Here is a 17,610-nt window from a genome sequence, read left to right as displayed (position 1 = left end):
TGATCCGAGCGTGAATGGCGGAAGCCGCGTCGTTTTTTTGTCGAGCGATGACGAAAATGCGGTGGCACCGGTCGCTGTTTTGGCCGAACAACTCGGTTTCGCGCCGATTGCGCTAGGACCGCTCAAGGATGGCGGCTTGCTTGTCCAAGGCAGGGGGAATACCTGGGGTCAACTGATCTTCAAGGATCTCGTCAAGTTCAAATAGCGGCGCCTCACGACGAAGTCACAGCGGCCACGCACATCGCTAAACGCTTGCTGGTGATTTGACCGAGATTCCGTTGGCGCTTCTGAGCGAGTGCATGATGGCCGCTCGCGACCCGTCGGCCGCGAGCGCCCGTACTGCAGACGTGATGCGGACGGATGTCCGTTCGGAATTGGAAAGCGGCCGTTGCCAACACGGTGACCCGAATGACGGCTCGGGGTCGGTTTATGCCATCCGCATAATCTCCGTGAGCGGCTAGCGATTGAGGTCTGTGTCGGGCAGGGTTCGGCCAATAGGTCCACGCCCGCCCAGCGCGCCAGCGCCGTGCGCGCATCAAACTGCGGCGTGTTCTCAACAATCCGGCGCCCCTCGTCGGAATTCGCGCCAACGCTGTAGCAGACCGCATCAAGATCAGCCGGCAGCGGCTTTTCAGTGTCGTAGTAGGCGTCCAGGAGGTCCCGGTATATCCAGCGTTCGAGCCGGCTCATGTTGACCGTCCCTGAGCGGAAATCGCCGATGTGGTGTGGGTAATAATTCATCGCTACGACCCTGTTTGCCGTTTGCCGGCAAGCGGTATAAAATGCCTTTCATGATCCAAACGTTCCGATGCCCCGATACACAGGCCCTGTTTGAAGGGCGCCGCGTTCCGAGATTTGCGAACATCCGGACTGTTGCCGAACGTAAGCTGACACTGCTCCACGCGGCCATGACGCTCGACGCGTTGAGGTCGCCGCCGGGCAACCGGCTCGAAGCGCTTAAGGGCGACCGCGCCGGCCAGTACAGCATCCGGATCAACGATCAATGGCGCATCTGCTTTGGATGGACGGCCGACGGCCCGACGAACGTTGAAATCGTCGACTACCACTGAAGGGGAATGGATATGGTCAAGAACGGTATGCGCCCGGTCCACCCAGGCGAGATCCTCCGCGAGGAATACCTCGTGCCGCTCGGCATGAGCGCGAATGCGCTGGCGACGGCGTTGCACGTTACCGCCGGACGGATCAACGACATCGTGCGCGAGCGCCGCGGCATCACGCCGGACACTGCATTGCGCCTGGCGCGATATTTCGGCGGCGACGCGCAGACGTGGATGAACCTGCAACTCATGTACGACATGAAGATTGCCGAGCGCGACATTGCACGGAAAATCGAGCGCGAAATCGAGCCGCGCGAACTGGCGCACGCGTGATCGATTAAGCGGCACAGTGGCCGAGGTTGAACCGCGACGGGTGTTTATTGAGTCTAATGCGTTCTCAGTTTTCGACGAACGTTGAGAACTTGTGATGTGCTGCAGGTAAACGTAAATCGCTTGGTTAGCGCCAGCAAAAGCTGGACGCAAAAGCACGGAGAACACTGGATTACTCCGCCCATACCGGTCGCGAACGGCGGCTCCGTGAGACGGCAATCGGCCAGGAGCCGTCATTCGTCATCGCGTCACGCGGTCATTCGAGCGGCCGCTTCGCATAGAACAGCGGACCTTCATGCTCGGACCGCGCTTGAGTTGCTGCAAAACCGCACAAATCGCGCCGACCTCTTCAATTCCACCCGCTATGGAAGCAAGCGCTGGTGCGACATGACGAAAAGCGACACGATAGCGAGAGTGGCGGCGATCTTTGTGCTCGAGGCGGCAGGCAAGCGCGAGCGGAAAATCAAACGCCAGAAGTAAAAAACCGCGCGCCAGGGCCGGCCGCGCGGTGCAATCTTTCAGCTCAGCAGAACGGGTCCGGCACCGCCCTCCGTGCCACGCGGTTACGGCGTGCGCGGAAACTCGAACGCGTCGAACAGGTCGCCGATTGCGGGGGCATTGACGGGAACGTACGGATGCGTCTGCAACTGGATCGGATTCGGCAGATTGTCGCGGCTTCTCTGGGTGATCGGCTTCAGACGCCAGTTCCGTTCGATGAACTTGAGGATCGACGCGTGATCTGCATACTGGTGCACGACACGGCCACCGCGCGAGTATGGCGACACGACGATCATCGGGATGCGCGGGCCGTCGCCGAAGAAATCGAGCGGCTGGATGTAGCCCGAGTCGTAGTAGCCGCCGCCTTCGTCGGTCGTGACGAGGATCGCCGTCGAAGCCCACAGGTTCGGGTCGCGTTGCACCTTATCGACCAGCTTGTGTACAAACGACTCAAAGAGCCCGAACTTTGACGACTCCGGGTGCCCGTCGAGCAGACCGCCCGGCTTCACGAACGAAACCGCCGGCAGCGTGCCGTTCGCAATGTCCGCGTACAGATCGGTTGTGTCCTGCAGGTGCGCCTGGACGAGCGCGGGGTTCGTCATGATCGCGGTTTCATACAGGAACGGGTTGCAGATATTGCAGTAGACACTCGTGGCCGGCGTCTTGACGAACGTATTCCAGCCTTCACCGTAGTACTTCCACGAAATGCTCTTCCCGTTCAGAGTATCGGCAATCGTCCGCACCGGTGACGGCGGGATCGTGAATGCGCTCGTATTGACCGTGCCGTCCCCGTTGTAGCCGGGGTTGTAGTTGTTCAGCAGGTAATACGTGTTCGGCGCGCACTTCGCGTCCGGCTTGTACGGCAGACGGTCGAGGTAGTGGCGCAGGGTGCCGGCGCCGGGCTGATGACTGTCCGAGCAGTTAGTGTACGAACCGCCCGAATAGCCGTCCTGCGTATACCAGTTGTTGGTGTTCGGCTGCGGCAGTGGATTCTCGATCTGATCCGCCGGCGGCTTCGCGGCATTGCCGCTGCCGTCCGTGTAGTAGAGCGCATCGGCGGTGCCGATCATGATGCTGTTTGCGCCCGTGCCGCCCATCACCGGCTGGTGATAGTTATCGCTGATCGTGAATTGGCGCGCGAGATGCGTGAAATACGGCATGTCGCCGGTATTCACGTTGTAGTAGCCGAGCGCGGTCGCTCCTTCGCCAGTCGTCTCGTCGTTGAAGTTCGCGGGCTGCGGCTTGCCGTTCGAACCGGCGCCCACCGACGTCTCGACCCACGCGAACAGATCCATCTGGCAACCGCTCGGATTATCGAGCGTGGCGTGATCGAGGCTGCAATCGGCCTGTTGCCAATTCTGGTAGAAGCGGTGCACCGGGCTGTTGATGTACTGGTCATAGTCGGGACCGACACGAGAGATCTGATACGGTCCGTTCGGCAGGTTATACGTGTTCGGGCCGAAACGCGTATCGACGCTATGCGTCGGCAAACCGCTCGCACCGGTGGTCAGGTGCACGACGTCCCAAGGCTCTATCATTGCGCCCTCGGTGGCCTGCGCCGCGGCGAGCGTGGCGAACGGAGGCGGACTGGTATCACTCGGCGCGCTTGCCGTACCGCCGGTATTCGGTGCTGGCAGCACCGAATATGGCTGCTTGCCGCCAGGCGCCATCTCGAAGCGCTTCGGGTCGGTCGCACTGGCCGTGTATTGCGTGGCCAGCGCGAAGTTCGGGCCCGGGCTGCCGTCGGCTGTGATGATGCCCTTCGACAGCAGGTTCGCAACCGTCTGCCCCTGGCGCGGCGTGTAAGCGCCGAATACGTGATCGAACGTGCGGTTCTCGCCGACCACCACGATGACATGCTTGATCGGCGACGCCGTCTTCACTCCCGCAGCCGCTACCGCGGCCTGCTGCTCGCTTTGCGCGACAGCCGGATAGATAGCTGCGGCAAGCGCGACGGAAACGGCGCCGCAAAGTAAGCCGCCTCTAAATGTTGGTATGCTAATTACATCGACAATTTTTTTCACGAACGCCTCCATGACGTTACTCGGACGAGCAATCGGTAATGTGGCGTGTGGAAACGACGGACAGCTCCCTGCATGGAGACGCTGTCTCTCTTACAAAGCGTTACGACGGAAAGAAAATATCGGGAGGCAATGACGGTATAGGGACAAAAAGAAGTCGATGGCGTGTGAATTTGCTAACGAATTACTTTCGTTGAAATTCACATCGCATAATTCGCCCAGAGCCGCTGGACTGGACGACGATGATGGCAAAGGTCTCTTCAGGGTCGAAATATGCCCGTAGCATAAAACCAGGCTTCGGCAAACGCTCTGAACGAGTTCACGAGTTCGGCTAGCGGTCCGGAAGGACGCGCGGATTTTCCTGTCGAACGCTGCCTGTGGAAATAAACAACGTCAAAAACTCGACATGACGTGAGGTGCTCGCCGGGGCGTAGCCGCGACGAGCACTGTTGATCAGGGTGTCCAGCGATAAATGATGACGCTGGTCCCGTTGTAGTTGTCCTTCGTGATCACGTACTCCCCGGTCGACCGACGGTACGATCTAAGGCCGTACATCGAATCCACGTCATTGCCGATGTACACGGTATTGGGACTGCTGTTGATCAACGTGGTGTCCAGGCTGCCTGTGGTCAGATTGAAGGCATCGATGTTGGGCACGGTGTGTACGTATCCGACGAAAAGATAGTTGCCGGCTGCCGTAATCGACTTGGGATTGGCGCTGGTGAGGTTGATCACCGGATTGGGAACCGTTGTGTTGCCTGCGAGCCAACCGTGATACACCTCGATGCGCGTTCCGATCGACGTCCAGTCCGTGCTCCCGACAACGCCCTGTGCCAGGATCATCGTATCGCTTTCCGGCAGGTAGATGATCCGCGTCAATGGCATGATCGTGCCCGGAATGGGCGTTGCAATTCCCGCTCCCCAACCCGGCTGACCGTTGGCATCGAAGCCGGTCAGCGGATAGTGCCAGATGGCATTCGTCTTGTCCAAACCGGCCCAGATGTCTCCTTTGCTGTCGAGGCAGAATCCGTCCCTGACCGGTGCGGTCGTATGGAACGCTGTACCTGGAAGCGTGGCGTCCGGTATTGCGATGTAGCCATTCGCAGCATTGAAGTGGAAGAAATAGAAGGTATCGGGATTCTGGCCGGACGCCACGAGAATCCGGTTGGCGCCGACGCTGGCAAGTTGACCGAAGTGCTCATCGCGTGAGCGATCGTTGATGTTGATGCGTGGATCGGAGGGATAGCCGATCGGATCGACAGTGTTCGCTACGAAACTTCCCCCGGCGGTGCCGGTGTAGATGTTGGTACCTCCATAAAAGTACGTGCCGTCAGTACCCGGGTCTGGAGCGGCGCCCCCCTCGAAGTTGAGAGACTGAAGCTTCCATTGCAGGTGGCCAAAAATGTTGTAGGAGTGAATGTCGGTGCCGCCGTCGCGGCCGAGGTCCCAGCTCCCGCCCCACGGGTTGTTGAGCACGTACAGGTTGCCGGCGGCGTCTTTGCCGATGCCGGTGACGCGGGTAAAACGCTTGTCGCCAACCTGGCCTTTGATTCCCGTTGTCGTATCGAGATATCCCCCCTGAATGCCAAATGTACTGACCGGAATTGGAATGCCCAAGATGTTATAGATCTTGATGTTCATGTCGGGGCCCGCGTCGCCGATCATGAGACACCCGGTCGACGAATCGAAATACAGCGAGGCCGGTCGAGAGGCGACAGACATCTGGATGGTGTTCAGGAGCACGCCGGCCGGATTGAACTCGAGGATCGCGCCCGCACTCTTTTGCGCAACCCAAATGTTTCCTGCGCTGTCCACCGCGAGCGCGCCAGGGCCTGAGACGGCGATATCTTGCCGCCAGACGCCGTCGGTGGTGTAGACGCGGACGCGATCTCCAGGAAAGTCGCTCGCATAAAGGAGCGAGCCCGACGTCGCGAGTCCCGTGATTACATCAGCCCGCTGCTCAGTCGTTGTCGCGCTGACCGGGATGAGAAAGTCGCGGGTTTGGGTGGTCCGGTTGTACCGCGCCACCGTACCGCTGCCGTAAGTCGCATTGAAATGCAGAGCGGCGAAGATCGAAGTTGCATTACCCGTAATGGCGCCGCCCTGAAAATCGCCGTGACCTCCTATGGACCCCAGGCTTTGGCCGTTCTGGTATATCGCGACACCCCCTTCGTTTTCGTCCCACATGGAAGCCGTGTAGATGACGCCTTCGGGCGCTATCCACATGGAGCGCGCGACGCTACCCACGCGATTAGCGTTGGTCCCAAACGTGTTCGCCACCCAGTCGGTGGCGTACTGTCCCTGGCACTCCGGCGCAAGCGTAGCGATCAGCAGTGCGACGAGGAACGTGGCATAGATTCGTTTCATGATCGTGAAGCGTGCCCTCCTGAGGCACGTGAATTGGGGAATTGCGGTGTGGCCCATGCTCGCAGCGTTGACAACCTGATGGGCTTTACATGAGGCCCGACTGATGGCTCCTGTGGCTGCCTTCCGTGTCGTGCTGGCATGCGCGCTATGGGCTGGAAGATTCTTCGATCGGGAAGGGTCGTCTTCGAAGCGTGCGCGGCGACGTTTCTCAGGAAACTGTCCTTGTCCACTCGCCGCGTGTCGCGTCTGTCCAACTCAACGCTGCGTTCGAGCGGTATATCGGCGAGGTGCGGAAAAGGTTGAGCTGTTCGCCGTTTCCAGTACAGGCAAACGTGCTAGACCCCAGCCCGAGCAGCGCTTTCAGCCGGTCCGCGAGGTGGATGAGCGTTCACGTGCCACCTGGCGGATCGGGGTCGCAAGCGTGGCCCGCGAGCGGGTGATTTCTCGCGAACGAAGGTGCGGTAAGGGCCGACTATCGAAGTTCGCGGACGAGGGGCGTCGGACCAGACACGGCGGGCTGCCGAACTTCCGGGCTTGGCCGGCCAATTGCGGACGTTGGCTGAAGGTACGAGGATTTTGCAACCGCTTCTCAGGTTTACTACGAAGGCACGGTGACTACACTTGATATGGGTCGCGGAAATCAGGCGCGCGGCCTTCTCAATTTCTTCCACGCACTAAACGCTGTCGAAAAGAGCAGTTACACGCTGCACACATTGTTCGTGCGGATGCTCGTCTCGCTGGCCCATCAAACAGGAGGCCCCAATCATGCAGACTGTTATAAGGCGGTATTCCGGAAAGGGTGCAAAGGAGTTATTCGATCTGCTGGAGAAGCGCACGGCTGACGTCGAAGAACTGATGCGTTCGGTCAAAGGCTTTGTCGGCTACACCCTCGCACGCGGCGGCGATGGCGGATTCTCGGTGACTGTTTGCCAGGACAAGGCAGGCATTGATGAAAGCGTGCAAAAGGCGAAGGACTGGATCGCCAAAAACGCCGGAGACACCGGCGCGACCGCGCCAGAAGTATCGGAGGGATCAGTCCTCATTCACCTGAAGTAAGTCTTCGGCTGGCCACTGGCGGCGCGTGAGTTCGGCGACCGGATTGGCAGGTACGTAACCGGCCTCAGTGGCTGCTCCGGTATGCCAGCGTCGCCGCATGAGCAGCGAAACGCCGCGCGAACCGCTCCGGCGGTCTACCGGGCCCTTCTCGGAATCGAGGTTTGCGATGAAGCACTTCCGCCGAAGCACCATTGTCCGTTCCGCGTTCGTCGCATCGCTGGCCATTGCGGCCGGCATCGGGTCGCTGTGCGCGCCTGAGCACGCTTGGTCCACTCAAATCAACGACCAGACCGACCCGCAGATACTCATCCAAACCGTGACGCAGCAAATCCTGGACGAGGTGCGCAAGCAGGCGCTCACGCCGGACGACATTCCGCGCATCATGATTATCGTGAACCGGGACATCCTCCCATACGTCGACATTCGCCGCACCACGCAGTACGCGATGGGCCGCTTCTGGCGCACCGCGACACTCGAGCAACAGGACCAGGTGATCGAGCAGTTCAAGCAGCTGCTTATCCGCACGTATTCCGGCGCGCTCGCGCTGATCAACACGGATCAGAAATTCGAATACCTGCCTTCGCCCGCCGAGTCGAGCGGCACCGACGCCGTGGTGCGCACGGTCGCGCCAGGCAAAAACGGTCAAATGCAGATCGACTACCGGCTGTACAAATCACCGCAGGGTTGGCGCGTCTATGACATGAACGTGCTCGGCGCGTGGCTGATCCAGACATACCGTACGCAATTCAGCGACAAGATCCAGCAAAGCGGCGTCGACGGGCTGATCCAATATCTCACCGACCGCAACAAGCAACTTACGTCTGGCAATCAGTGACCGCGTGGCGGATTCTCGATGTAGGTCTCGACGTGCCCATGGCGACGAGCCTTTAACCTGTTTAGTGAGGGGGCTCGACTGGCTCCCGTGCTGGCTGGCTCGCTCGCGTCTTCTCCATTTACCGACAAGCTGGCATACGTGCTTCATGCCAAACGTCCGTGGGTCGGCCGCAGGTTGCCACAAGCTGCCCGTGGCTGATTGAGGAATCTGCACTTCCGCGTGTCCGAACTGTTCATACAGGAGGCATTTGCGCAGATTGGCCCCCGACGGAATTTCGGCCACAAAAAAATCATTCACTGCTTTCAAAAATCAGCCGGTCTGGATTGTTCGCTTCGATGTGGCACGAATTGGCGCAATCGACCCAGCGCTACTCCTCCGATCCGGATGAAAACGATCGCGCACCGGCGACAGGCGATGCGCCCTATTGAGCCGATATAGGACCAAGGTGCAATATCGGCATCCCCCACTGGTCACGTAAACTAACCTTTGAGCAATTGCCGTGGATCGTGCGCACCCGGACGACGTCAAGAACCAGGCCATCCTTACGGACGAGACGATTCGGGCGCTTTTCCTCACTGATGACCCGTTGATGAAGATATGAGGGCAGACCCGTGAACAGGCGTCTCTTGAGATTTGCGATGGTGCCAGCCCTGCTGTTCGCGGGCAGTGCCATCGCACAGCAATATCCGATTATGGACATGATGGCCGACAACCTCGTGCAAAAGTACCAGCAATCGTCCTGTGAGCAACTGTGGCATGAGAGAGCCGAAAAACAGGGCAAGCCAAAGCCCGAGAGAGAACAGCAGGCCGTGCAGATGCTGCGCGACGATCCACAGATGCGCACCGCGTTCATCAACAGGGTGGCAGCGCCGATCCTCAACAAGATGTTTGAGTGCGGCATGATCCCCTGACCGTCGACAGGGTGCCACGAGAGACCGAGGATTGAACTGTGAGCGACGTCGTTGTCGCATTGATCGTGTTTGTATGCGTATTCAGCGGCGCGCTGCTTGGCTTGTACGTGCATGCCATGCTGCCGGAGCATCACCTTGACGATGATTCAGTCGGTGTCGTGAAGCTGGCGACCGGTCTGATCGCGACGATGGCCGCGTTGGTGCTTGGCCTGCTGATCTCGTCGGCGAAAAGCTCATTCGATACAGTGAATAGTGAGCTTGTGCACAATGCCGCTAACATCGTTCGCCTCGATCGCGTGCTGGCCCAATATGGACCTGAAACGCATGAGGTCCGTGACCTGCTTAAGCAGAACTACAGCACGTGGATTCAGATACTCGCTTCCCGCGACCCTGCGCAGGTATCAGCAGCGGGCAGCATCCAGTCGTTAAAACGGGCGGAAGGCCTTCAGCACAAGCTGAAAGAACTCTCGCCGCGTAACGAAGAGCAGCGTCAGCTGCAGACGAGCGCCATCCAGATTGCCGATGAAGCGCTGGCCGTGCGCGGGCTGGCGCTGCTGCAGGAGGCGAGTTCACTCCCCATACCGCTGCTGGTAGCACTGGTGTTGTGGCTTTCCATCATTTTCGGCGCGTTTGGGGTGTTCGCCTCCGCCAACGGCACGGTCATTGCAGCATTGTTTCTGGGCGCGTTATCCACTTCCATGGCAATTTGCCTGATACTGGAAATGAACTCGCCGCTCGCGGGGCTGATTGCAGTCTCACTTGCTCCGATGCGCAACGCGCTCGCCATGCTTGGTCAGTAGCTGCGTGGAGCCCAGCGCGGGAGTCTCGGCACAAGCCTGCCGACCAGAGGGTTGAAGCGTAATGTCACCCGTGAATGGGCGTCAGCGCTTACGCAACTTGGCCGACGCAACTGTCCAACGCGGCAAGGACTAAGAGGCGGGTGAACGGCGGCTCAGGATTACGCAACGGTCGTACACGATAGTTGACGTGAAGGGCCGCTTGGGGTCGCGTGCCGCCGATCGCCGGCAGCCACAGTCGGGGCGAAATATGCGCATTGCGTGAGACTGCACCCGGCCACAAGCTGTCATTAACGGAGACAAAGAACTTCCCTTTTGAGCGGCTGGTCCTCGCCACAAAGAAGTCACTCCAAGGCCACTGCCTCACCCGGCCATTGAAGCGTGCGCGGTGCGAGCGCGCGCAAAAATGATACGGGGGCCCCCTCCTGCCCTCCTTACTAGGACCAAGGTCCAATTTCCTTGTCCACCGGACGCCCTACACTAGGGGTGTGGAAACAGGCAATAGCATGAAGGCGTTCGCACCCCGAGTGTTTTGTTTGCGCAGTTTCCTTGTTGAATCGACTTTCGCAAAGGAGGCGAGCCCGTGAGCGAAGTACCTCCCAACGCCGGCAAAGTCACGAGCGGTGATTCCGTGCGCGGGTGGCGCGCGGTGTTCCCCCCGGCACAGTGGCTGGCCGCCTATCGTCCGCAATGGTTGGCGCACGACGCGATAGCCGGGGTGACGCTCGCTGCCTACGGTATTCCGGTGTCTCTCGCCTACGCGTCGCTCGCCGGGCTGCCGCCGCAGTACGGCATTTACTGCTATCTGGTAGGCGGGCTGTTCTACGCGCTATTTGGCTCGTCGCGCCAGCTTGCAATTGGACCCACCTCCGCAATCTCGTTGCTCGTCGGGGTAACCGTTGCGAACATGGCAGACGGTGATCCAGCCCGCTGGGCGTCCATTGCGGCGCTGACGGCGTTGCTCGTCGGAGGCATGTGTGTGCTGGCGTGGCTGCTGCGGCTGAGTTCGCTCGTCAACTTCATCAGCGAAACGATACTGCTCGGCTTCAAGGCTGGCGCTGCGCTGACGATCGCCTTGACTCAATTGCCGAAGCTGTTCGGAGTCAAGGGTGGCGGGGAGAACTTCTTCGAACGCGTCGTCGTCCTTGCCGGCCAGATCTCTGATACGAACCTCGCCGTGCTTGCTTTCGGTCTTGCCGCGATCGCCATGCTGCTGTTGGGCGAAAAATTCCTGCCGGGCCGCCCGGTCGCGCTATTCGTGGTGGTGATTTCCATCATTCTGCTGTCAGTCACTCAACTGGGTGGTCTCGGCTTCAAGGTCGTCGGCGCGATACCGCAAGGGTTGCCTGAGTTCCGCCTGCCGGGGCTGCGGGTGCGCGATGTGGACGGCGTGATTCCGTTGGCGTTCGCCTGTCTGTTGCTGTCGTACGTCGAAAGCGTTTCCGCCGCGCGCGCACTGGCGCAGGCGAACGGCTACGAGATTGATCCGCGTCAGGAACTGCTAGGCCTGGGCGCGGCGAATCTGGCCGCGGGGCTCTTCCGCGCCTACCCGGTAGCCGGAGGCCTGTCGCAGTCCTCGGTGAACGACAAGGCCGGCGCCAAAACACCGCTCGCGCTGGTTTTCGCGTCGGTCACGATCGGTCTGTGTCTGATGTACCTGACTGACTTGCTGAGCAACCTGCCCAATGTGGTTCTCGCGGCGATCGTGCTGGTTGCCGTCAAGGGATTGATCGACATTCGGGAACTGCGCCACGTCTGGCGGGTAAGCCGCTACGAATTCTGCGTAGCAATGGTTGCTTTCGCCGCCGTGCTGCTGCTGGGCATCCTGAAGGGCGTAATGGTGGCGGTGCTCGTCTCGATGTTGCTGCTCATACGGCGCGCCGCGCATCCGCATGTGGCCTTCCTCGGCCGCATCGCTGGCACCCGGATTTACTCCGACATCGAGCGTCACCCGGACAACGAGCCCGTTCCGGGTGTGCTGGTATGCCGCGTCGAGGCGTCGCTGCTTTACTTCAATGTCGAGCACGTGCGCGCTGCGGTCTGGCAAAAGATCCGCTCGACCACCGGACCGGTCAGGCTGGTGATATGGGATCTATCCACATCACCCGTCGTGGACCTCGCCGGCGCGCGCATGCTGGCGACGTTGCACGAGGCACTGCAGGCAGAGGGGATCGGGTTGCAACTCGTCGCAGCACACGCCGAGGTGCGGGATATCCTTCGTGCCGAAGGACTGGAGGACCGCGTCGGCCATTTAGGACGCCGCGTCTCGGTGGCCGATGCGATTGACGATTCTCAGGGCGGCATGGGAATGGGCGCGCCGGCATGAACCAGAAACGCAGGCCATGACGTGGTGACATGGCGGACGCTACGACGAAAGCATCTATCTGAACGCGTTGGGAAAGCGCGGCTCGCCCCTTCTCGGAAATCTGACGCTTTCCCCTCAAGCCGCTTGACTGATTGCTGAGGCCAGTCGGGGAAGTGAAGAAATCGGTCGTCATCGGGCGTTGGCCAGTCGAGCGTGCGGCAGGTTGCGCCAGCAAACACAGAAGGGAGAGAGGTTATGGACAAAGCTGTTACGCGGAAGCACCCGAGTGCCGCAGCTCGAACAGAAACCCCTTACTTGACCGCTGATGAGCGCGCGGCTAAAGGGCGGGCGCTGCGCGACACGGTGTCGCGCGCGTCGCAGGCGGGATGGAAGCCGCCTGAGGATCGCCGTGACCCGGTCCAACTCCTTGGCGACTCCAATGAAGGCCGCATCATGGAGCTGATCCCGATCCGCTTCGGACGCATGTCTGCGTCGCCATTTGCCTTCTATCGTGGTGCGGCGGCGCTGATGGCTGCCGATCTCGCCACGACGCCCACAAGCGGGATTCGTGTGCAGGCGTGCGGCGATGCACACCTGATGAACTTCGGCGGCTTCGCAACGCCGGAGCGCAACGTAATCTTCGACATCAACGATCTGGACGAGACGCTGCCGGCCCCATTTGAGTGGGACCTCAAGCGGCTCGCGGCGAGTGTGGTGATCGCAGCGAAACATCTGGAGCTTCCCAACAGCGACGCGGCAGGCGTGGCCATGGATCTCGTCCGCGAATACCGCGAGCGGATGCATGATTACGCGGGGATGCGGGCTCTCGATGTCTGGTACGACAGAATCGACCTGCAAAAGTACAAGGATCGCACGGGCGATCCTGCTGCCGTGGAAGCCGCGCGCAAGCGGATAGCGGACCGGATCGAAGTGGAAAGGCGCAAGACGGTGCCTGACCATCTGTATCCGAAGCTGGTCGCGCAGGAAGGTAGCGCGCCCAGGATCAGGGACGAGCTACCGCTGATCTTTCATCCGACGGAACAACAGGCCCCCGGTATCGAATCGGGGTATGCCGAAGCCATCGCCTCGTATCGCGAGAGCTTGCCGGAGCATGTCCGCACGCTGTTTGACAGGTTCTACTTCGTCGATCTGGCGATCAAGGTGGTGGGCGTGGGCAGCGTCGGCACGATGTGCGCTGTGGGTCTGTTCATGGCGGCGGACAACGACCCACTCTTCCTCCAGGTAAAGGAGGCAAGGGCGTCGGTGCTCGAACCCTATGCGGGGAAGAGCCAGCATCCCAATCATGGCCAGCGTGTCATAGCAGGCCAGCGCATCATGCAGTCGGCCAGCGACGTGTTCCTCGGTTGGACCCGTGGAAAGAACGGCCGCGACTTCTATCTTCGTCAGCTGCGCGACATGAAGATGTCCGTCGTGATCGAGGACTGGGATACGGGGATGTTGCGGCAGTATGCGCGGATGTGCGCGCATGCTCTGGCCCGTGCGCATGCGCGCTCCGGTGATGCGGCGATGATGGCCGGGTATATGGGTTCCGGGCAGACCTTCGACGACGCGGTCGCCGAGTTCGCGACTGAGTACAGCTCCCAGAACCGACGTGATTATCGGGAGTTCGTCCGTGCTATCAGAGAGGGCCGGATCGAGGCGACGATAGAGGACTAGGCGGGGACGGTCCTATTCATTTCTGGGCAAATATTCGCTTTGGGAGCTGGTTCGGTACCGCCACCGCACTGGCCGGGTCGGTCACCGCATTCACCGCCATGACGAGCTCTGCGTCGGAGGTCGATAGGGGGCGTGAATCGCAGGTACGGCCTATGGCCTGGCCGAGCGTTTCGAAGGAGTGAATGACCGTTGTACCCGGGAAGCGGCCGATTTGGTAGCGCCTAGTCCACTGTCCGTTGAGGATCGTCTACGGAAGTTCGGCTTTCAACCAGGGATCGCGGTGTTCGAGGCGACCTCGTATTTCCGGGTTCGGCAAGCTTGAGCCATTCTGAGGAAGCTTTCGCGGGTCCGCTCCCGGCTCGACATGAGACGGTCGCTGATCGCGCTCTGAGCTTGTTGTCCGCCATTCCATGGCATCGCGAATTGCGGACGAAGGGTGACCTGCTGTGTGACCTGATGTCCAGGTGCGATGAGGCCGGTGAATAATGCCCGGCCCACCACGGGTGGCCGTGCTGCAGAAAAGCAGAGGTTCATTGGGCGGGCACACCACGTGAAGGCCGGCCGGCGCCAGAACGGGAACCGCGAACAGCTACCTGCGAAACGCGCTACGCGTACGCCGAAGCACGTCGACGTCCACCGACAAGCGGCTCAGATCACGTGTCGGAACAGTTCCGCCCTCGATGACGTACTCAGTGCCGGTGATGGCGCTGGCCCGCGCGGAGACGAGGAAACCGATGAGTTCTGCCACTTCCCGGGAGGAGCATGGCCGGCCGAGAGGAATGCCCCCGAGCGAATCCATGATGATCTTGCGGGCGCCTTCCGTGTCGATGCCGTTCTGCCGGGCGATCTCAGCAACGAGACTCGCGGCTGCATCCGTCTCGACCCAGCCCGGGGAGACACGCACGACCCGAACGCCTTTCGGACTGACTTCCCTGGACAGGGCTTTGCTGTAGTTCGACAGGGCAGCCTTGGCGGCGGCATAGGCAATCGTTGCTTCCGGCAACGGTAACTGCCGCTGGATCGACGTGACGTGGATGATGACGCCCGAGCGCTGCTCGACCATCGAGGGCAACAGCGCGCGATCGATGCGTACTGCCGGGAACAGGTTCAGGCTCAATGCCTTGTTCCATTCGTCGTCGTCGAGCGCCCTGAAGCCACCCGCCGGCGCAGATGAGCCACCCGCCACGTGCACGATTATATCGACGCCGCCGAGCCGGTCGAGCACGGCGTCGACAATGGTTTTACAGCTCTCGGCCGTCGTGATGTCCGCACCGATGAACCTTTCTTCGGTAAGGTCGTCGGAACGCGAACGTGCCGTCGCGAGGACGTTCGCGCCCGCCTCGCAAAGGCGTGCGACAACGGCTTTACCGATGCCTTTGGTCCCGCCTGTGACGAGCGCCCGAAGGCCCTGAAGTTCGGATGCGGCGCTCATCAGTGAATCTCCAGAGACGCGATCTTGCCGCCGGCCAGGACAAACGTGTAGGTCAGCTCGACCGGGCTACCGGGGAAGGTGCCGGTGAGCCTGGCGCGCATCGTCACGGCGGCGCCATCCTGGGACAAGTCCAACGGCTCGACGTTGTACTGGTACCTGGCTTTGGCGTCTTTCTTCCAGGCCTGGATGGCTTCGAGCCCCTCGATAGTGCGGCCCTCGTCGCGCACGACGGCATCGGCAGCGAAGCAGTTCGCGAGAGGAGCGGTGTCGCTGGTGGTTTCTGCGTTCAGATAGGCATCCAGTGGCGGCGGCAGGGTCATGTTCATCGGACTTTTCCTGAACGTCATGCATGTCCCAATGATGGCGCTATAGTTACCACATCGCAAGAACGCACTAAAAAGTAAGTGAGCCGTGCCCAACCGAAAAACCTACACCCCCACGACCGCCGCGATCGACGTCGAAGCCGCATTCAAGCTGCTGGAAGGACGTTGGAAGCTGGTCATCCTGTTTCACCTTTTCGGTGGTCAGGTGCGACGCTTTTCGGACCTCGAGAGGCTGATCCCCGGCATCACGCAAAAAATGCTTGCGCAGCAGCTACGCCGCCTCGAAGAGGACGGCATTGTGACGCGCACGGTCTATCACCAGGTGCCGCCGAAGGTGGACTACCGCCTGACCGATTGGGGGCAGGCGCTGTGCCCGGCACTGGATGCGATCCTGAAATGGGCGGAGCGCCGTGAGGACTTTCCATCGGCTGCGTCGAACGTGCGTGCCTGAGGCTGGCTGACCTGTTTTCCTGAATTCGAATTCTGTGGGTCGTCGACGAGGTGTCTGCTGCAAGTCAACGGATGCGTCTGCATCGGTTTTGGGGTGCTCTCCCAACGTTTTCGGAGTCACGCCGTCGGGTCGCGGTATGGTCGGACCGCGTCAGCGATCCGCCACTCCAAAACCCGTCATTCAGCATGAAGGAATACTCTGTCAAAGGGCGTCCGGTTCAGGTCGGATAACTGCCGTTCAAGAATGACCGGAAAACTTGCTATAGAGGTTGGCAGGCCCGACGGCCATGAGAGAATTCTTGCTCTTGCACTTGTCTTCGACCTCATCGCCTCATGAAGATTCTCGAATACACAGGCCTCGACACCTCACGCGTCAAGGCCAGCTATGACAAGGTGTCCGCGGCCATCGCTCGCCACGACTTCCGTGCTGCCCAAGTCAAGAAGCTCGCCAATCTCAGCCACGGCAAGTTCTACCGGGCGAAGCTGGATGACGCCGACCGGCTGTTGTTCTCGCTGGTGCGCCACGGGGATGAAGTCTGCGCACTGATGCTGGAAGTGATCGCCAATCACGCCTACGATAAGTCACGTTTCCTGCGCGGCGCGGCGATTGACGAGAGCAAAATTCCAGACATCAGCGCTGATGACGCCATCAGGGAGGCGCAAGCCCTGCGCTACCTTCATCCCGAGCGTACCGGCATTCACCTGCTCGACAAACCGATCTCGTTTGATGACACGCAGGAGACCATTTACCGACGACCACCTCCCTTGGTTGTGGTCGGCAGCGCTGGCAGCGGCAAGACCGCACTGACGCTTGAAAAGCTCAAGCGTGCCGAAGGTGAGGTCCTCTACGTCACTCACTCCGCCTTCCTGGCGCAGAGTGCCCGCGACCTTTACTACGCCAACGGTTTCGAGCATGGCGGTCAGGATGCCGTATTTCTGTCCTACCGGGAGTTTGTCGAGTCGATCCGCGTTCCGGCAGGACGCGAGGCTAGCTGGCGCGACTTTGCGGGCTGGCACTCCCGTATACGGCAGAACTTCAAGGATGTCGAAGCCCACCAGGCTTTCGAGGAGATTCGCGGCGTGATTGCTGCCGGGTCGGGCGGTGTCCTGTCGCGTGACGAGTATCAAGCACTGGGGGTGCGTCAATCGATCTTTCCCGTAGAACGGCGCGACCAACTCTACAATCTGTTTGAGAAGTATCGCGCCTGGCTGGCCGAGGCAAAGCTCTACGACCTGAATCTTGTCGCCCACGACTGGCAAGCGCTGGCCGCGCCGCGGTACGACTTCGTGGTTATTGACGAGGTGCAGGACATCACCACCGTGCAACTCGCGCTCGTGCTGACAACCCTGAAGAAGCCTGGCCATTTCATGCTCTGCGGGGATTCCAACCAGATTGTCCACCCCAATTTCTTTTCCTGGAGCCAGGTCAAGAGCCTGTTCTGGAAGGACCCGAAACTGGCCGAGCGGCAGGGATTGCGCGTGCTAAAGACCAACTTTCGCAACGGCCTGGAGGCCACTCGCGTCGCCAATCAGTTGCTCAAGATCAAGCA

At 60.4% G+C, this 17,610-nt stretch carries 16 protein-coding genes and 1 pseudogene; 12 read left to right on the top strand and 5 right to left on the bottom strand.

Annotated features, from left to right (window positions below):
• Positions 1 to 205, top strand: a pseudogene (locus SB822_RS52470) (NADP oxidoreductase coenzyme); the annotation flags it as partial.
• On the opposite strand, the gene SB822_RS52465 reads toward SB822_RS52470, so the two are convergent.
• Entirely contained in the window at positions 169 to 690 is a 522-nt protein-coding gene (locus tag SB822_RS52465) for a DUF1376 domain-containing protein (RefSeq protein ID WP_236674126.1), read from the bottom strand. The pseudogene SB822_RS52470 and the gene SB822_RS52465 sit on opposite strands and share 37 nt — an antisense overlap.
• Positions 691 to 782: 92 nt before the next feature.
• On the opposite strand from SB822_RS52465, the gene SB822_RS52460 reads away from it, so the two are divergent.
• The 3 genes from SB822_RS52460 to SB822_RS52450 all read left to right on the top strand — a co-directional run bounded on the left by SB822_RS52460 (position 783) and on the right by SB822_RS52450 (position 1,868).
• Positions 783 to 1,070: a type II toxin-antitoxin system RelE/ParE family toxin gene (locus SB822_RS52460; protein ID WP_007588946.1), complete on the top strand. Its 288-nt coding sequence runs from the start codon at positions 783 to 785 to the stop codon at positions 1,068 to 1,070.
• 12 nt (positions 1,071 to 1,082) lie between these two features.
• Positions 1,083 to 1,391: a HigA family addiction module antitoxin gene (locus tag SB822_RS52455; protein WP_007588944.1), complete on the top strand. Its 309-nt coding sequence runs from the start codon at positions 1,083 to 1,085 to the stop codon at positions 1,389 to 1,391.
• Between the two features lie 312 nt (positions 1,392 to 1,703).
• Positions 1,704 to 1,868 carry a hypothetical protein gene (locus tag SB822_RS52450; RefSeq protein ID WP_158660509.1) on the top strand — a complete coding sequence of 55 codons (165 nt, stop codon included), beginning with the start codon at positions 1,704 to 1,706 and terminating at the stop codon, positions 1,866 to 1,868.
• An 83-nt stretch (positions 1,869 to 1,951) separates the two neighbouring features.
• Here SB822_RS52450 and SB822_RS52445 read toward each other — a convergent pair whose 3' ends face one another.
• Both SB822_RS52445 and SB822_RS52440 read right to left on the bottom strand, forming a co-directional pair.
• Positions 1,952 to 3,922 (bottom strand): alkaline phosphatase family protein, encoded by a 1,971-nt coding sequence (locus SB822_RS52445; protein ID WP_090839055.1) that lies wholly within the window; start codon positions 3,920 to 3,922, stop codon positions 1,952 to 1,954.
• A gap of 438 nt (positions 3,923 to 4,360) precedes the next feature.
• Positions 4,361 to 6,274, bottom strand: coding sequence for an SMP-30/gluconolactonase/LRE family protein (locus SB822_RS52440; protein ID WP_244144697.1), 1,914 nt, complete (start codon positions 6,272 to 6,274; stop codon positions 4,361 to 4,363).
• 765 nt (positions 6,275 to 7,039) lie between these two features.
• Between SB822_RS52440 and SB822_RS52435 the strand changes: the two genes are divergently transcribed.
• From SB822_RS52435 to SB822_RS52410, 6 genes are all read left to right on the top strand, one after another.
• Positions 7,040 to 7,330, top strand: a complete 291-nt coding sequence (locus tag SB822_RS52435; RefSeq protein ID WP_007588938.1) for a hypothetical protein — start codon at positions 7,040 to 7,042, stop codon at positions 7,328 to 7,330.
• Positions 7,331 to 7,496: 166 nt separating this feature from the next.
• Positions 7,497 to 8,165, top strand: a complete 669-nt coding sequence (locus tag SB822_RS52430; RefSeq protein ID WP_007588936.1) for a phospholipid-binding protein MlaC — start codon at positions 7,497 to 7,499, stop codon at positions 8,163 to 8,165.
• A gap of 638 nt (positions 8,166 to 8,803) precedes the next feature.
• Positions 8,804 to 9,076, top strand: a complete 273-nt coding sequence (locus tag SB822_RS52425; RefSeq protein ID WP_007588932.1) for a hypothetical protein — start codon at positions 8,804 to 8,806, stop codon at positions 9,074 to 9,076.
• A 38-nt stretch (positions 9,077 to 9,114) separates the two neighbouring features.
• The gene (locus tag SB822_RS52420; RefSeq protein ID WP_007588930.1) at positions 9,115 to 9,876 is read left to right on the top strand and encodes a DUF4239 domain-containing protein; all 762 of its coding nucleotides are present in this window, start codon (positions 9,115 to 9,117) and stop codon (positions 9,874 to 9,876) included.
• Between the two features lie 580 nt (positions 9,877 to 10,456).
• Positions 10,457 to 12,199, top strand: a complete 1,743-nt coding sequence (locus SB822_RS52415; protein ID WP_086909867.1) for a SulP family inorganic anion transporter — start codon at positions 10,457 to 10,459, stop codon at positions 12,197 to 12,199.
• A gap of 234 nt (positions 12,200 to 12,433) precedes the next feature.
• Complete coding sequence (locus SB822_RS52410) at positions 12,434 to 13,855, top strand: DUF2252 domain-containing protein (protein ID WP_039901571.1); 1,422 nt, start codon at positions 12,434 to 12,436, stop codon at positions 13,853 to 13,855.
• A gap of 589 nt (positions 13,856 to 14,444) precedes the next feature.
• Here the strand turns inward: SB822_RS52410 and SB822_RS52405 are convergent.
• The gene (locus SB822_RS52405) at positions 14,445 to 15,287 is read right to left on the bottom strand and encodes an SDR family oxidoreductase (RefSeq protein WP_007588925.1); all 843 of its coding nucleotides are present in this window, start codon (positions 15,285 to 15,287) and stop codon (positions 14,445 to 14,447) included.
• Positions 15,287 to 15,613, bottom strand: coding sequence for a nuclear transport factor 2 family protein (locus tag SB822_RS52400; RefSeq protein WP_007588924.1), 327 nt, complete (start codon positions 15,611 to 15,613; stop codon positions 15,287 to 15,289). Before SB822_RS52400 ends, SB822_RS52405 begins: the two co-directional genes overlap by 1 nt.
• A gap of 85 nt (positions 15,614 to 15,698) precedes the next feature.
• Between SB822_RS52400 and SB822_RS52395 the strand changes: the two genes are divergently transcribed.
• Together SB822_RS52395 and SB822_RS52390 are read left to right on the top strand one after the other, a co-directional pair.
• Entirely contained in the window at positions 15,699 to 16,061 is a 363-nt protein-coding gene (locus tag SB822_RS52395) for a winged helix-turn-helix transcriptional regulator (RefSeq protein WP_007588923.1), read from the top strand.
• 332 nt (positions 16,062 to 16,393) lie between these two features.
• Positions 16,394 to 17,610 (top strand): UvrD-helicase domain-containing protein (locus SB822_RS52390; RefSeq protein ID WP_410858489.1); only part of this gene is annotated, 1,217 nt, incomplete at its 3' end.

This window comes from Paraburkholderia sp. SIMBA_054, from assembly GCF_046534875.1.
Taxonomy (GTDB): domain Bacteria; phylum Pseudomonadota; class Gammaproteobacteria; order Burkholderiales; family Burkholderiaceae; genus Paraburkholderia; species Paraburkholderia hospita.
This window is presented reverse-complemented; position numbering and strand designations above follow the sequence as displayed.

What these genes read in the sequence shown, in the direction of transcription:
- SB822_RS52465 (WP_236674126.1), bottom strand. Translation starts at nt 690, where the DNA reads ATGAGCCGGCTCGAACGCTGGATATACCGGGACCTCCTGGACGCCTAC.
- SB822_RS52460 (WP_007588946.1), top strand. Translation starts at nt 783, where the DNA reads ATGCCTTTCATGATCCAAACGTTCCGATGCCCCGATACACAGGCCCTG.
- SB822_RS52455 (WP_007588944.1), top strand. Translation starts at nt 1,083, where the DNA reads ATGGTCAAGAACGGTATGCGCCCGGTCCACCCAGGCGAGATCCTCCGC.
- SB822_RS52445 (WP_090839055.1), bottom strand. Translation starts at nt 3,922, where the DNA reads ATGGAGGCGTTCGTGAAAAAAATTGTCGATGTAATTAGCATACCAACA.
- SB822_RS52440 (WP_244144697.1), bottom strand. Translation starts at nt 6,274, where the DNA reads ATGAAACGAATCTATGCCACGTTCCTCGTCGCACTGCTGATCGCTACG.
- SB822_RS52435 (WP_007588938.1), top strand. Translation starts at nt 7,040, where the DNA reads ATGCAGACTGTTATAAGGCGGTATTCCGGAAAGGGTGCAAAGGAGTTA.
- SB822_RS52430 (WP_007588936.1), top strand. Translation starts at nt 7,497, where the DNA reads ATGAAGCACTTCCGCCGAAGCACCATTGTCCGTTCCGCGTTCGTCGCA.
- SB822_RS52425 (WP_007588932.1), top strand. Translation starts at nt 8,804, where the DNA reads ATGGTGCCAGCCCTGCTGTTCGCGGGCAGTGCCATCGCACAGCAATAT.
- SB822_RS52410 (WP_039901571.1), top strand. Translation starts at nt 12,434, where the DNA reads ATGGACAAAGCTGTTACGCGGAAGCACCCGAGTGCCGCAGCTCGAACA.
- SB822_RS52405 (WP_007588925.1), bottom strand. Translation starts at nt 15,287, where the DNA reads ATGAGCGCCGCATCCGAACTTCAGGGCCTTCGGGCGCTCGTCACAGGC.
- SB822_RS52400 (WP_007588924.1), bottom strand. Translation starts at nt 15,613, where the DNA reads ATGAACATGACCCTGCCGCCGCCACTGGATGCCTATCTGAACGCAGAA.